Origin of the sequence: Mycolicibacterium hippocampi, from assembly GCF_010723735.1 — a bacterium.
GTDB lineage: Bacteria > Actinomycetota > Actinomycetes > Mycobacteriales > Mycobacteriaceae > Mycobacterium > Mycobacterium hippocampi.
Map to the genome: position 1 here is coordinate 548,419 of NZ_BLLB01000002.1, position 14,278 is coordinate 562,696.

At 66.9% G+C, this 14,278-nt stretch carries 12 protein-coding genes; 1 reads left to right on the forward strand and 11 read right to left on the reverse strand.

Features of this window, described 5'->3' with window-relative positions:
* Positions 1-11 precede the first annotated feature (11 nt).
* The 3 genes from G6N53_RS03650 to G6N53_RS03660 are packed head-to-tail and all read right to left on the reverse strand — an operon-like array spanning position 12 to position 2,856.
* Positions 12-797 (reverse strand): energy-coupling factor transporter transmembrane component T family protein, encoded by a 786-nt coding sequence (locus tag G6N53_RS03650; protein WP_163887234.1) that lies wholly within the window; start codon positions 795-797, stop codon positions 12-14.
* A complete protein-coding gene (locus tag G6N53_RS03655; protein WP_163887236.1) occupies positions 794-2,281 on the reverse strand; it encodes an ABC transporter ATP-binding protein in 1,488 nt (495 codons plus the stop codon). Before G6N53_RS03655 ends, G6N53_RS03650 begins: the two co-directional genes overlap by 4 nt.
* Entirely contained in the window at positions 2,278-2,856 is a 579-nt protein-coding gene (locus G6N53_RS03660) for an ECF transporter S component (protein WP_163895413.1), read from the reverse strand. The genes G6N53_RS03655 and G6N53_RS03660 overlap by 4 nt, the downstream gene beginning before the upstream one ends.
* A gap of 209 nt (positions 2,857-3,065) precedes the next feature.
* Between G6N53_RS03660 and G6N53_RS03665 the strand changes: the two genes are divergently transcribed.
* Positions 3,066-3,941: a potassium channel family protein gene (locus G6N53_RS03665; RefSeq protein WP_237166366.1), complete on the forward strand. Its 876-nt coding sequence runs from the start codon at positions 3,066-3,068 to the stop codon at positions 3,939-3,941.
* Between the two features lie 15 nt (positions 3,942-3,956).
* On the opposite strand, the gene G6N53_RS03670 is transcribed toward G6N53_RS03665, so the two are convergent.
* The 8 genes from G6N53_RS03670 to G6N53_RS03705 all read right to left on the reverse strand — a co-directional run bounded on the left by G6N53_RS03670 (position 3,957) and on the right by G6N53_RS03705 (position 14,203).
* Complete coding sequence (locus G6N53_RS03670) at positions 3,957-5,231, reverse strand: hemolysin family protein (RefSeq protein WP_163887240.1); 1,275 nt, start codon at positions 5,229-5,231, stop codon at positions 3,957-3,959.
* The gene (locus G6N53_RS03675; RefSeq protein ID WP_163887242.1) at positions 5,228-6,892 is read right to left on the reverse strand and encodes a cation:proton antiporter; all 1,665 of its coding nucleotides are present in this window, start codon (positions 6,890-6,892) and stop codon (positions 5,228-5,230) included. The genes G6N53_RS03670 and G6N53_RS03675 overlap by 4 nt, the downstream gene beginning before the upstream one ends.
* 2 nt (positions 6,893-6,894) lie before the next feature.
* Positions 6,895-7,743 (reverse strand): universal stress protein, encoded by an 849-nt coding sequence (locus G6N53_RS03680; protein WP_264065054.1) that lies wholly within the window; start codon positions 7,741-7,743, stop codon positions 6,895-6,897.
* A gap of 6 nt (positions 7,744-7,749) precedes the next feature.
* Positions 7,750-10,473 (reverse strand): HAD-IC family P-type ATPase, encoded by a 2,724-nt coding sequence (locus tag G6N53_RS03685; RefSeq protein ID WP_163887246.1) that lies wholly within the window; start codon positions 10,471-10,473, stop codon positions 7,750-7,752.
* A complete protein-coding gene (locus tag G6N53_RS03690) occupies positions 10,470-11,105 on the reverse strand; it encodes a universal stress protein (RefSeq protein WP_205390273.1) in 636 nt (211 codons plus the stop codon). The genes G6N53_RS03685 and G6N53_RS03690 overlap by 4 nt, the downstream gene beginning before the upstream one ends.
* Before the next feature lie 85 nt (positions 11,106-11,190).
* Positions 11,191-11,565: a thioredoxin gene (gene trxA / locus G6N53_RS03695; protein ID WP_163887248.1), complete on the reverse strand. Its 375-nt coding sequence runs from the start codon at positions 11,563-11,565 to the stop codon at positions 11,191-11,193.
* Between the two features lie 45 nt (positions 11,566-11,610).
* The gene (locus tag G6N53_RS03700; protein WP_163887250.1) at positions 11,611-12,810 is read right to left on the reverse strand and encodes an NAD(P)/FAD-dependent oxidoreductase; all 1,200 of its coding nucleotides are present in this window, start codon (positions 12,808-12,810) and stop codon (positions 11,611-11,613) included.
* A 13-nt stretch (positions 12,811-12,823) separates the two neighbouring features.
* On the reverse strand, positions 12,824-14,203 hold the full coding sequence (locus G6N53_RS03705) for an MBL fold metallo-hydrolase (RefSeq protein WP_163887252.1): 1,380 nt from the start codon (positions 14,201-14,203) through the stop codon (positions 12,824-12,826).
* Between the last annotated feature and the right edge of the window lie 75 nt (positions 14,204-14,278).

Genomic DNA, 14,278 nt, shown 5'->3' on the forward strand with positions numbered 1-14,278 from the left:
CACCGACGACGCTACCTGCCGATGAAGTTCCACGAACCGGCGAGAACCGCGGCGGTGATCGCCGCGCCCCCGATGCCGACGCCGGCGAGCACCAGGGCGACCTCGCGCGCCCCGAAGACCGATGGCCTCGCCCAGGTGCGGTTGGTGCGCGCCCCGAATCCGCGCGCCTCCATCGCGGTGGCCAGTTTCGATCCGCGGCGCACCGCGAACACCAGCAGCGCGAACGCCTGTCCGGCGGTGCGCCGCAGTCGGCCGTCGTCTCCGATCCCCCGCGCCCGGCGCGCATGGCCGAGGTACTGCCAGTCCTGGTTGAGCAGTCCGACCAAGCGCATTCCCGCGAGGGCCCCGAGAACGAACCGGGCGGGCAGCCGCAGTGTCTGGCCGAGACCGTCGGCGAGTTCGGTGGGCTGCACATCGACGAACAGGAACACCGACGGCAGGGCGATGGCCAACACCCTCAGGAACGTGGCGACCGCCAGGGTGATGGAGCCGTCGCTGACGTTCACCAACAGGAAATGCCAGTGCACGGTGCCGCTCGGTTGACCGTAGAGCAGGATCGTGACGCCGGTGAGTCCGGCGGCGACGACGATCAGCCCACCGCGAACAAGCAACGCGCGCAATCGGACACCGAGCACCGCGATGAGCACGATCTCGAGAACCAGCGCGGTCAGCGCCGAGACCCAGTCCACGCTGAGCACCAGAGCGGCCGCGATCACCAGGGCGGTCAGCAGCTTGGCGACCGGGTTGAGCACGCGACCGGCGTCGGATTCCGGGTGCGCGCTGTCGACGGTGGTCATCGCGGCGGCTCCAGCACCGCGCCGGCTTCTCCCGCGGTCAGTTCGATGTGGTGGTCGGCCAGCAGACCGACAAAGTCCAGGTCGTGGGTGATGGCTACAACAGCGGTGCCCTGGTCGGCGATCTCGGCCAGCAGCCGGATCAGCTCCTCCCAGGTGCGCCGGTCCTGCCCGAAGGTGGGCTCGTCGAGGATTATCAGCTCGGGCGCGGTCGCGAGCACTGTCGCGACCGACAGCCGACGCTTCTCACCTCCGGAGAGCGTGAACGGATTCGCCTGGGCGAGGTGGTCAAGGCGCAGCCGCTCCAGGAGGGCGTCGGTGAGCGCGACCGTCTCCGCGTCGCCACGCTTGAGGGTGCGCGGCCCCAGTGCGACTTCCTCTCGCACTGTGCCGGTGAGGAATTGGTGTTCCGGGTCCTGGAACACACTGCCGATCCGGCTCAGCAGCTCGCGGGACCGCCACCGGATGGGTTCGCGGCGGTGGGGTGTCGGGGACATCGCGACGGCCGCCTCGAGCCCGCCCGCCAACGGCGCAAGCAGACCCCCGAGGGTCAGCGCCAGCGTGGTTTTGCCCGCACCGTTGGGACCGGTCACGACCGTCGTTCGGGCACTGCCGATCTCGAAGTCCATCCCGGCGTGGACGGGCACACCGGCGCGATACCCGAACGCCAGCCCGGCGGCCGTCATCACCGGCTCGGTGTGCGGGACCCGGTCACGGTTGATCTCTGGACGTGGTGCACCGGGCACCCACACGCCCGAACGCAGCAGATGATCGCGCTCGCGATGCAGCGTGTCGTCCGGCGTGCCGTCGGCGAGCACGTGGCCGTCGGCGCCGAGCACGATCACCCGATCCACGACGCGTAGCCACGCCTCGGTCCGGTGTTCGATGACGATCAGCGTCGCCCCCGACTGTTCCACGGTGGCGGCGATTGCGTCGCGTACCTCGATGACACCGGCGGGGTCCAGGTTGGCGGTCGGCTCGTCCAGCAGGATCAGGCCAGGGTTCATCGCGATCACCCCGGCCAGCGCCAGGCGCTGTTTCTGACCGCCGGAGAGATCCCCGGTGGATCTCGACAGCGGCAGCGGCAGGCCCACCGTGTGCAGCGCCTCGGTGACACGTGGCCAGATCTGCTCCCGCGGGACACCGAAGTTCTCCATCCCGAATGCGACGTCGTCACCGACGCGCGAGAGGATCACCTGGGAGTCTGGATCCTGCAACACCATGCCGACACGATCGCGTCGCTCCCCGGGAGGCGCCCCGTCGATCAGCAGGCGCCCGACCTCGTGTCCCTCGTCGGAGCCACCGAGCAACCCGGCCAGACCGTGCAGGAGCGTCGACTTGCCGGCACCCGACGGGCCCAGCAGCAGCACCCGCTCGCCGGGCTCGATCGAAAGATCGAGGTGGCGCACGGCCCAGTCAGCCCGCCCGGCATGACACCAACCCCAGTCTCGGGCCGTGACGGCGGCCCCGCCGCAGGGTGAGTTCATCGGGGTTCGCGTTGCGCCACCCTGCCCGAGTCGAATCGGCTGAGCGCGCCGGTCCTGGCCAGCGCCCGCACCCCCAGCCAGGACAGCAGGCCGGCGAGCAGGACGCCGGAGACGACCCCCGAGATCGTGTAGATCACCGCGAAAGCGGTGGCCGCGCCCGGGTACCAGAGAATCAGTTCGTTGACGGCCATGGCGAGGCCGGCGGCGGCTCCGGCCAGCAGGGCCACCGGCAGATTCCAGCGCCGGTACAGGAACAGTGCGAACACCAGCTCGGCGGCCAGGCCCTGGACGAGGCCCGATTCCAGCGTGAGCACACCCCACTGGTTGCCGACGAGAGCGGAGACGGTGGCAGCCACCATCTCCCCGTACAGCGCGGCTCCCGGCTTGCGGATGACCAGGGCGGTGAGCACCCCGGCGAACAACCACACGCCGCCGATGCTGGCTTGCAGGCCGGGGAGCAGCGCGCTCAGCGGGGCGCCGATCGGGTTGGATGCGATGTTCCACAGCACGAAGATCAGGCCCGCCGCCACCGCCAGCACACTGGCGACGACGATGTCGACCACCCGCCACCGCATCGACCGTGGGCCGGCCGTTGTCGGGTGGTCCAGCCCAGCCGATGGTTCGGGCTGCCGATCAGTCACGCGGACTCCTTCACTGGCACCTTGGATGAGCGTTCAGTATGAAGCCCGCTGTGTTCGCCGTGCGGGCGCCGTCGGCTGCGACGAGGGAGCATGATGAGTGTCACCCGGCAGCCGACCCACCCGCCGGACTACCGAGGAGGCTCGTGACGGACTGGATTGTCGGGGTCGTCGGCGCCCTGATCGTGGTCGCGGTGATGCGCGACGTGTTCCACACGCTGTTCCACCCGATCGGTCACGGCAGCATCGCTCCGAACGTGATGAAGTTCGTCTGGTGGTTGCTGCGGGTGTTCCACCCGGATCGCCGTATCGCCTCGATGACGGGTCCGCTGGGCATCGCGCTGGTCGTGCTGACGTGGGGAGCGATGGCGGTCCTGGGCTGGGCGATGCTGTATTTCTCGCTGATGCCGGAGGGGTTCGCCTTCAGCTCGGAACTCAGCCCTGCGGAACGAAATCCGGTGTTCGACTCGCTGTACGTATCACTGGTCACGATCGGCACCCTCGGGTTCGGCGACATCGTGCCGACCCTGCCGTGGCTGCGGTTGATCGTCCCGCTGGAGTCGCTGTTCGGGTTCATGCTGCTCACCGCGGCAGTGTCCTGGGTGCTGCAGATCTATCCCACGCTTCATCGCAGACGCGTGGTGGCCCTGGAGCTCTCGACGCTCCGCGAGGCGCGACGGACGCAACCCGGCCTGGACATCGACGCCGTTCCCACGAGCGTGCTCACCGGGCTGGCCACCGCGATCGTCGAGGTCCGCAACGATTTCAACCAGGACGGGGCGACGTACTACTTCCGCGATCTCGAAGCGGACGCATCGTTGGCCGTCTCGATCCAGTACGCCACCCAGCTCGCCGACGAGGCCGCCCAGAGCGAGCGCCCACAGATGCGCTTGGCGGGCGCGTTGCTCGCGGCCGCGGTCGACAGCCTCGCCGGCATCCTCGACGCGGAGTTCCTGCAACTCGGGGGCGACACCGCGGCGGTGATCAGGGCCTACGCCGCTGACCACCGGCACCCCAGCTGAGCGGAATCGGCCACTTCATGCCGAGGTGCGTCGCGTCAGTCGAACTCCGGTGACGGCATTGCTGCCCACCGAGGTGACTTCGAGCGTGAACTCCGGCAGAACCACCCGCTCGCCAGGGCCCGTGGGGATGCGTCCCAGTTCCGCCACCACCAATCCGGCGATCGTCGCGAAGTTCCCTTTCGGCACGGTGTCGAGGTCGACACCGATGTCGGGAAGGTCGTGGATGGGAAAAGTCCCCGGCAGGAGCAGGGTGCCGTCGGGAAGCGTTGTCACCGACAAGATGTCGCGGTCCGACTCGTCGTAGATCTCGCCGACTATCTCCTCCAGCAAGTCCTCGAGGGTGACGATCCCGGCAACGCCGCCTCGCTCGTCGATCACCATCGCGAAGTGCTCGTGCTCATCCATGAACCGGCGCAGCGCCGAGCTGACGCGCAGGCTGTCCGGCAGCCGAAGGACGGGATGCATCACGTCGGCCACCGTGCCCGACGAGCCGAGGAGGTCGCGCAGGTGAACCACGCCGAGGACGTCGTCGAGATCGCCGGAGGAGACCACCGGCGCCCGGATGTGACCGGAGTCCGCGAGCTCCTGCCGGGCCCGTTCCACCGACAGACCGGCGTGCACTCGCCAGACCGCGGGCCGCGGCACGACAACTTCGCGGAGCAGCCGTTCGTGTATCTCCAGAGCGCCGGTGATGATCGTCCGCTGGTCGGCGGACAGACCTCGATGGCCGGTGACCAGCTGCCGGAGTTCTTCGACCGTCAGCTCTTCCCTGCCGACATGCGGGTCACCGCCGAGCAGCCGCACGACCACGTCGGTGGCCTTGCCCAGGAACCACACCACAGGTCGAGCGGCAACTGCCAGCAGCTCCAGCGGCAGGGCCACCACCACGGCCCACCGGCGGGCATGCTGCATGGCCAGCCGTTTGGGGGCGAGCTCCCCGATCACCAACGTCAGGAGCGCCACCAGCAGCGTGACGATGGTGATACCGACCGCTTCGGCGGCGTCCCCGAAAATCGTCAGGTGGGCGACGAGAGGTTCCGCCAGCGTGACCGCCGCGGTGGCCGAGGCGAGGAACCCCGCCAGCGTGATACCCAGCTGGATCGTGGCGAGAAACCGGTTCGGCTCGCGCGCCAGGCGGACGACCACACGCTCGCGGCCCTTGCCGCGGCGTTCGAACTCGCGCAGCTGTCCCTCTCGCAGCGAGATGTACGCAGCCTCGCTACCGGCCAGCACGCCGTTGACCACGATGAGCGACACCACCAGGGCGACCTGCGGCCAGTAGCCGGTCATTCGGTCGTCTTGTCACGCCGGATCGAGTCGGGATCCTCGGTGAGCAGGTCGTGCAGTGTTTCCGACGTGGTGTGTGCCGCTGCAGAGAAGGGCTCGAGTACGGTGTGCACCCCCGCGGCACGCAGTTGCTCCGCGTCGTAGCTGGTATGGGCGGTCAGTGCGATGGTTCCGTCGAACTCGTGATGGCGCAGACCGTGCAGGAGTGCCAGATTGGTCGGCAGAACCGGGATGGCGCTGACGACGTACTTCGCCCGGCCCAGCGGTAGGGCGGCGAGTAGGTCGACGTCCTCGGCGCTGCCGAACATCGTCGTGACGCCGTGGTGGATGTGAGTTTTCACTCCATGCGGGTCGTAATCGACCGCAAGGACTCGATGGCCGGCGCTACTGAGTCGAGCGGCCAGGTGACTCCCGAATCGTCCGAGCCCGAACAGGATCACATCAAAATCGTCGTCACCCCCGGCCATGTCCGGCTCGTGGCTGCCGGTTCTCTCGAACACCGAGAGCCACCGTTTGAGCCGTTCGTAGATCGGGTGGGAGTACATGATCAGGTAGGTCGAACCACCGATGGTGATGAGGCCGACCACGGTGATCAGACTGACGGTGGCGCTGGTGATGTGCCCGAGACTCAAACCCAGGGCCGCCAGGATCAGCGAGAATTCCGAAATCTGGGCAACGGTGAGCCCGGCGAGGAAACCGACCCGTACCGGATAGCGCATCGCAGCCATGATCACGATCACGATCAACGGGTTTCCGATGAGCACGAACGCTGAGAACACCAGGGCTTCGGTGATCTGCCTTGCCGCATCGGTGAATTCCAGCCGGGCACCGAGATCGAGGAAGAAGAACAACAGCAGGAAATCGCGCAGGCTGACCAGGCGCGCCCCCAGCGCCTCCCGAAAAGGCGTGCTGGCCAACGATACTCCTGCGAGGAATGCGCCGACCTCAGAGCTGAACCCGAGCCACTCGCTCAGTGCCGCCACCGACGTGGCGTACGAAACCCCGAAGAGGACCAGCAGTTCTTGCGACCGCGCAATGTGCGGTAGCAGCCACGGCAGTACATAGCGCGTCAGCAGCCAGGTTCCGCCCAGCAGGCCCACGCCCTTCAGCAGCACGGTGGCGATGCCGAGGCCGAGGTTGTCACCGGTGTCCTGCCCGAATGCGGTGAGCGCGATCATCACCAGCACCACGACGATGTCCTGGACGATGAGGAAGCCGACGGCGATCCGACCGTGGAGCTGGTCGAGTTCCCGCTTGTCCGACAACAGCTTCACGATGATGATCGTCGACGAGAAGGTGAGCGCCACCGCGACATAGACGGCTGTGACGCTGTCCATACCGAGCCCGATCGCGATCAGGTACCCGATGACCGAGGTGAAGGCCACTTGTCCGAGGCCGGTGGCGAGCGCTACCGGGCCGGTGCTGCGGATCATCTGGAGATCTAGACGGAGTCCGACGAGGAACAGCAGTATGGCGATGCCGAGTCTGGCCAGCAGTTCGATCGTGTTGTCGGCCGTTACCCATCCGGTACCCACGGGACCGACCGCGATCCCTACCGCGATGAACGCGACGATGAGCGGTTGACGCAGCCGGGTGGCGATCAGCCCGGCGACAGTGGCGAACGCCAGGATGACAGCAATCGTGGTGAACGGGTGCAGGTCCATGATCAGATCTTGACCGCCGGCACCACCAGAACATCCGATTTCGACCGGCGCATCACCTGTTGGGCGACGCTGCCCAGCAGCGCATACGACGCCGGTGACCGCGTGCCTGTCCCGACGACGACCAGGTCCGCGGCGTGAGAGTCGCACAACTCCACCAGGCGGGTCGCCGGGTGGCCGGAGGTGATGACGACCTGTTTCGGAGGTTCGGGAAGTGTGTCGATCAGCCTCGCGATGTATTCGCGGGCCTCCACGGTGCAGGTACGGCGCAGCAATTCGATCTCCTCATCGCCGACTCCGTGCATCCGCAACAGATTCTCGCCGATGACGACACCGGCATGAATGACGAGATGGTCGGCTCCGGGCGTCAAGCCTGTGGCGAACCGGGCTGCGTCGTCCGATGCCAGACAGATGTCGACGGCGAGGACGACCGTGCGGTAGGGCACCGTGGAACGCTTCTTCGCCAGAAGGACCGGAACGGGACTGGTTCGCACCACGTTCTCGGCCGTGCTGCCCAGAAAAGCATCAGCGGGCCAGTGCGCACCGTGGGCGCCGACTACCACCAGCTCAGCCGCGCTGTCGGCCGCCTCGGCCGCGATTTCGCGGTCCGCTTTGCCACGGCGGATCGCGACAGTCACTGAGGCGCCGTCGAGACGGCCGCTGAGGTGCGTCTCCACATTGCGGCGCGCATGTTCGGCAACATCGTCATCGATGTCGGCCGGCAACACGTGCAGTGCGGTGATATGGGCGCCGTGCTGATTGGCCAGTTGCACGGCGCGGGTCAACGCCACATCCGCGGGCTGTGACAAGTCTGTCGCTACGAGCAATTCCCGGGGTGGTGTGGCGAGACCCATCGCGGTTCAAACTCCCTTCCGAAGGTTCATCCGCGCGCGAAGCCACTTCTCGGCGCCCACCACCACGCTGACGACCACCGCGATCGCGAAGATGCGCAGCCAGCCACCGAAGTCCAGCGGCGCTGTCTGGAACACCGTGTTCATGACGGGTAGGTAGGTGATCAGCAGTTGTGCCACTGCTTGCGTGACCACCCCGAAGATCAGCCAGCGGTTGGTGAAAAAGCCTATCCGCCACACCGAGTGGGTCAGTGACCGACAGCTGAACAGGTAGAACGCCTGTACCACGACGAACATGTTCATTGCCGCGGTACGTGCTTCGGGCAACGTGGCGCCGTTCGTCAGCTCCCACTCGAACAGCCACCACGCGCCGGCGACGAGCAAGCCCGACACCAGCAGGATCCGGCTCACCAACGCTCCGGTGAGCAGCGGCTGTCCCGGATCGCGCGGCGGGCGGGTCATGACGCCGGCCTCTTTGGGCTCGAAGGCGAGCATGAGTCCGAGCGCGACCGCGGTGGTCATGTTGATCCACAGAATCTGGGTCGGCAGGATCGGCAGCGCTGCGCCCAGGGCGATCGCGGTCACGATCACGAGGGCCTGTCCGACGTTGGTGGGCAGCGTCCAGGTGATGAACTTCGTGAGGTTGTCGAAGACGCCGCGGCCCTCCTCGACCGCGGCCTCGATGGTTGCGAAGTCGTCGTCGGTGAGCACCATGTCGGCAGCGTCCTTGGCGACCTCGGTGCCGCTTCGCCCCATGGCGACCCCGATGTTCGCCTGCCGCAACGCGGGTGCGTCGTTGACGCCGTCACCGGTCATCGCCACGACGTGACCCTTGTCCTGCAGTGCCTCGACCAGGCGCAGCTTCTGTTCCGGAGACACTCTGGCGAATACGCTCGCGTGCTCCACGGCGTCAGGCATGTCTTCGGGGAGCAGGTCTGCAAGCTCCGCACCGGTCAGCACCGCCCGTCCTGTGGTCGGGCCGGTGTCGAGCACCCCGACGGCGCCGGCGATGGCGCTTGCCGTGCTGGCATGGTCTCCGGTGATCATCTTCACCGCGATTCCTGCGGTATGGCATGCGGTCACCGCCGGTGTGGCGGCCGACCGGGGTGGATCGAGCATGGCCTGCAAACCGGTCAGCGTCACCGTGCCTGGTAACGCGTCCTCGGTGAATTCGCGCAGATCTGCCGAGCGTCGGACACCGGTAGCCAGCACCCGCAGACCCTCGGCGGCGAGTTGCTCGGCCGCATGCAGCACGGCCGCCGCATCGACGGGCTGGACCGATTCGTCGGAGCACATCTGGTCGCTGCACAACTCGAGCATCCGCTCCACCGCACCTTTGACGAGCGCGACATGTCCGTCGCCTGACCTGTGCAAGGTAGCCATGTACTGCCGCTCGGAGCTGAACGAGATGGCGCCGATCCGGGGCAGGCTGTCGCCGGTGTGCTCTGAGGTGAGGCCGGCTTTGGCCGCGACGACCAGCATGGCGGCTTCGGTGGGATCCCCGACGATCCCCCAGTGCTCACCCTCGTGAGTCAGAGCGGCGTCGTTGCATGCCGCACCTGCCAGCAGCGACCAGCGCAGCGCGGCGTTGGATGTGACCGGGGCGGGTAGCCCGCCCTCCGTCAGCAACTCACCATCCGGCGCGTAGCCGGACCCGGTCACGTGCACGGTTTCGTCGGGGGTCCAGATCTCGCGCACGGTCATCTGGTTCTCGGTCAGCGTGCCGGTCTTGTCGGCGCAGATCACCGTGGTGCTTCCGAGGGTCTCGACCGCAGGCAGGCGCCGGATCACGGCCCGTCGCTTCGCCATCCGCGACACCCCGATGGCCAGCGTGATCGTCACAGCCGCCGGAAGGCCCTCAGGGATCGCCGCCACCGCGAGGGCGATCGCCGCGGTGAAGGTCTCCACCGCATCCTGTCTGCGCAGCAGACCGACCGCGAAGGTGAGCGCAGCAAGGGCCAGGATCCCGACAGTGAGGAGCTTGCTGAAGTAGCCGAGTTTCTCGGTTAGCGGTGTGGCCAATGTCGTCGCGGCACCGACGAGTCGGTGGATCTCCCCGATCTCGGTTTCGGCCCCCGTGGCCACCACGACCCCGGCGCCGGAACCGGCGGTGACCAGGGTGCCGGAGTGGGCCATGTTGCGCCGATCGGCGACGGGAGTCGCGTCCGGCAACACGACTTCGTCCTTCACTACGGGCACCGACTCGCCGGTGAGCGCGGACTCGTCGACACGCAGTTCCACCTCTCGGAGCAACCGGATGTCGGCCGGCACCTTGTCGCCGGCCTCGACCAACACCAGATCACCCGGCACGAGTTCTTCGGACGCGATGACCCGCTCGCGGCCGTCACGAACCACCTTGGCGTCGGTATGGACCAGTGCGCGCAGGCTCTGCAGCGCCGCCTCGGCTCTGGATTCCTGGATGAAACCGACCACGGCGTTGACGACCACCACGGCGAAGATCACGACGGAGTCGACGTACTCACCCAGCAGCGCGGTGACGGCGCCGGCAACCAGCAGGACGTAGATGAGCGGGTGGTGGAACTGACGCAGGATCCGCACCAGCAGTCCTGCTCCCCGCTGTGCGGGAAGGACGTTGGGTCCGAATCTCTGCGCCCGCCGGGCGGCTTCGTCACCGCTGAGGCCGCGGTGCGGGTCGGTCTCCAGCAGCAGAACGACCTCGTGGCCGGGGATCCCGTGGTGCGCGTTCGTCTCCAGGGAGACCGGTGCAGTCATCGGGCCTTGCCTGCGGCCGGTTCGATGACGAGCACCGGCACCGACGAGTGCTCGATGATGTCCGCCGACACGCTGCCGAGCAGCCGCGTGGACAGCCCTTTGCCCCGTCGACCGACCACCAACAGGTCCATGTCCTGCTGTTCGGCGAACCCGCGTAGCGTCGGGCCGGGAGCCCCGGCCAGCACCTCGGTGTGCACGACACCGGCGATATCGACACCGCTCGCCAGCTCCGTCAGGTGCCGCTCGGCGGCGTCGACGTCGGCGCTGGAGGCGGATTCGGCCGCTTCGAAGTGCACGACCTCGGCGAGCACCAGCAGCCCGGCGTGCGTACCGAACAGCCGTAGGGCGGTTGCCAGCCCGCGCTCGGACTCACGCGATCCATCGAGGCCCACCAGCACGCGCAATCCCGTGGTGCTATCGGCCCTTTGTGGCGGAGCACCTTTGGAGCCGAATCTGGCCACGCCGGGCCGACGCTGCACCCGTTCCACCGCGATCGGCACGAACAACGGCCCCAGGACCACTGCGATCAGCGTCCACAACGGGTCGTGGCCGTGGCGCGCCATCCACAGTCCGGACAGCAGTCCAACGAGGATCCAGGCAACGATCAGTACGACGACGAGGGTGGTGTTCACACCTCCCACCGTGCCAGACCCTCCGGTGCCGGGACAGTTCCTTATGCCCGGTCGCGATAGGGACTTTGTACCCTCGGGGGAGGCGCTACGCCGGTGTCGCCGCCTTCCGCGCGGCGATCTTTGCGCGGACCTGGTCCATGTCGAGCGCCTTCACCCGGGTGATCAGGTCCTCCAGCGCGGCCGCCGGCAGCGCTCCGGCCTGGCTGTACACCAGCACGCCGTCGCGGAAGGCCATCACGGTCGGGATCGACCGGATGTCCAGCGTGGCGGCCAGGTCACGCTCGGCCTGGGTGTCGACCTTGGCATGCACGACATCAGGATGTGCGTCCGAGGACCGCTCGAAAACCGGCGCGAACGCGCGGCACGGCCCACACCACGACGCCCAGAAATCGACCAGCACCATCGAATTGTCGACGATGGTGGACTCGAAGTCGTCGTAGGAGAGGTTCTTGGTGGTCATGATGGTGTCCTTTCTGTGTAATACGTTGTGTGACAATCAGATCGTTCAGGCCCGGCCCTTGAGCATCAGATTCCAGTACATGAACGGCAGCCCGTACTTCTTGAGGTACCAGTAACTGCGGTGCGGCTTGGTCGGGTCGATCAGCGGGATGGACGGTGTCAGGTTCAGGTCGTAGTCGAACTCTGCAAGCAGCATCGAGTGCGACGACGTCACGATCGGGCACGAGCCGTACCCGTTGTACGACGCGCCCAGTTGTCGGCCGTCGAGATAGGACTCGATGTTGTCGACCACCACCGGGGCCTGCTTGCGGATCGCCGCACCGGTCTTGGAGTTCGGAGAGGATCCGGCGTCGCCGAGACTGAACACGTTGGGGTAGCGCACATGCTGCATGGTGTGCTTGTCGATCTCGACGTATCCCCCAGCATCACCGGTCGACAGCGTGCTCGCTTTGATCCAGTCCGGTGCGGATTGGCGCGGCACGGCGTGGAGCATGTCGTAGGACAGCATGGTGTCGCTGCCGCCTTCTCCGAGACCGGTCACGCCGACCTTGCGTGCCGCCGCGTCGATGGACGTCACCTCGGCGTTGGTGTGCACGGTGATGCCGTAGTCGGCGGCGACCGCGTCGAGGTTGTCGGCGATCGCCGGGATCCCGAACAGCCGCGGTGTGGGCACCACCAGGTGGACGTCGATGTCCTTGAGCACTCCTTGGGACCGCCAGTAGTCGCTGGCCAGGTAGGCGATCTTCTGCGGCGCCCCGGCACACTTGATCGGGCCGGACGGCATCATGAAGACCGCACTTCCCGAACGCATGCCGCGGATGTACTCCCAGGTGCGCGGGGCCAGGTCGAACCGGTAGTTCGATGACACCCCGTCCTTGCCCAGGCTCTCTTGCAGCCCTTCCGTGCGATTCCAGTCGAGTTGGATCCCGGGGCAGACCACGAGCACGTCGTACTCGTAGTTCGCCCCGTCGGCACAGCTGACCGTGTTGTTGTCCGGGTCGACGGCCGTTGCGGCGTTCTGAATCCATCGCGCCCCCTTCGGCATCACCGAGGCTTCCGACCGCGCGGTCGTCGAAGCCTTGGCCTGACCACCGCCGACCAGGGTCCACAGCGGCTGGTAGTAGTGCGCGCTCGACGGTTCGATGATGGCGACGTCGTCGTGCCCCCTGTGCAGCAGGCGTGCGGCGACGGTGATTCCAGCGGTGCCGCCGCCGACGACGAGAACCCGGTGTTTCGCGGTGATCATGATGCCCTTTCGCTCAGGCGTTCTGGTGGCTGTCGTCCCAGGCGCCGTAACCGCCCAGGATGTCGCTGACATCAACGAAGCCGTTCTGCCTCAGCAGGCTCGCGGCCACCGAGGACCGGTAGCCACCGGCGCAGTACACGACCGTCGGCTTGGCCGGGTCCAGTTCGTTCAGCCGGCTCGGCAGCTGACCCACCGGGATCGCGATCGCGTTCGGGATGGTGCCCGCCGCCACCTCACCCGGGTTGCGCACATCGACGACCTGCAGGTCGTTCAGTTCCGCTGCGCGCTCGTCGAATGCTCTGGCAGTCAGGCGAGATGCGATCTGGACGTCATCCTGATGGGTGAACATCACCTCGAACGGCCGGTCCAGGTAGCCGATCACCCGGTCGAAACCGATTCGGGCAAGCCGGTTCTTACCTTCCAGCTCCTGTCCCGGCTCGGTGAAGAGGACGACGTCGACGTCCGATGGCAGGACCGACCCGGCGAACTCGGCATAGCGACCCTCCAACCCGATGTTGACCGCGTCACGCAGGTGGCCCTGGGCGAACTCCTCGGGGGTGCGCCCGTCGACGAGGACTGCGCCTTCCTCGATGGCTTTCCGCACCTGCTCGTAGGTCATCGGCGTGGGCATCTTGGTCTCGTCGAGCAGCTCACGATCCTTGCGGTTGAGGATCGCGTCGTAGACGAAGTAGCCAGGTGCCGGCGGCTGTCCTTCGGTGACGAGGTCCATGAAAGTGGCCTTGTCGGGTGCCCGCAGGGCGTAGTTGGTCTCCTTCTGCTCCCCCATCGTCGACCACAGGTCGGTGGACAGGTTCTTCCCGCACGCCGAGCCCGCACCGTGGGCCGGGTACACCCGGGTCGCGTCGGGCAGCGTCATCAGCTTGTTGTGCAGCGAGTCATAGAGCTTGTCGGCCAACTCCTCACGGGTGAACCCGATCGAGGCCAGCAGGTCGGGCCGGCCGACGTCGCCGATGAACAGCGCATCACCGGTCAGGACACCGTAGGGAACCTCGTCAGAGGGATGCTCGTACACGACGATGCTCAGCGACTCGGGCGTGTGGCCCGGGGTGTGGCGAAACTCCAGTGTCACCTCACCGAGCGAGTAACGCTCCCCGTCGGCGACGCCCATCGACTCGAACTCGGTCTCGGCGACCGAGGAGTAGACGATCTTCGCGCCGGTGGCCTTGGCCAACTCCAGGTGGCCCGACAGGAAGTCGGCGTGAAAGTGGGTCTCGATGACGAGTTCGATCGTGTAACCGAACTTCTTCGCGTCGGCCAGATACTCGGCCACATCACGCTGCGGGTCGACAACAACTGCGCGCCCGGTGGTTTCGTCGGCAATCAGATACGACGCATGGGACAGGCAATCCAAGTAGTACTGGATGAACTTCATGTCGGCAGACCTTTCGTTGACGGTGGGCGTTGGCGGTGTGACCAACTTCTGCTTCACACTGTGCCTATACCCCTA

Bases quoted from the DNA above. Each gene is read 5' to 3' on its own strand.
- G6N53_RS03650 (WP_163887234.1), bottom strand. From the start codon at position 797: ATGACCACCGTCGACAGCGCGCACCCGGAATCCGACGCCGGTCGCGTG.
- G6N53_RS03655 (WP_163887236.1), bottom strand. From the start codon at position 2,281: ATGAACTCACCCTGCGGCGGGGCCGCCGTCACGGCCCGAGACTGGGGT.
- G6N53_RS03660 (WP_163895413.1), bottom strand. From the start codon at position 2,856: ATGCGGTGGCGGGTGGTCGACATCGTCGTCGCCAGTGTGCTGGCGGTG.
- G6N53_RS03670 (WP_163887240.1), bottom strand. From the start codon at position 5,231: ATGACCGGCTACTGGCCGCAGGTCGCCCTGGTGGTGTCGCTCATCGTG.
- G6N53_RS03675 (WP_163887242.1), bottom strand. From the start codon at position 6,892: ATGGACCTGCACCCGTTCACCACGATTGCTGTCATCCTGGCGTTCGCC.
- G6N53_RS03680 (WP_264065054.1), bottom strand. From the start codon at position 7,743: ATGGGTCTCGCCACACCACCCCGGGAATTGCTCGTAGCGACAGACTTG.
- G6N53_RS03685 (WP_163887246.1), bottom strand. From the start codon at position 10,473: ATGACTGCACCGGTCTCCCTGGAGACGAACGCGCACCACGGGATCCCC.
- trxA (WP_163887248.1), bottom strand. From the start codon at position 11,565: ATGACCACCAAGAACCTCTCCTACGACGACTTCGAGTCCACCATCGTC.
- G6N53_RS03700 (WP_163887250.1), bottom strand. From the start codon at position 12,810: ATGATCACCGCGAAACACCGGGTTCTCGTCGTCGGCGGCGGCACCGCT.
- G6N53_RS03705 (WP_163887252.1), bottom strand. From the start codon at position 14,203: ATGAAGTTCATCCAGTACTACTTGGATTGCCTGTCCCATGCGTCGTAT.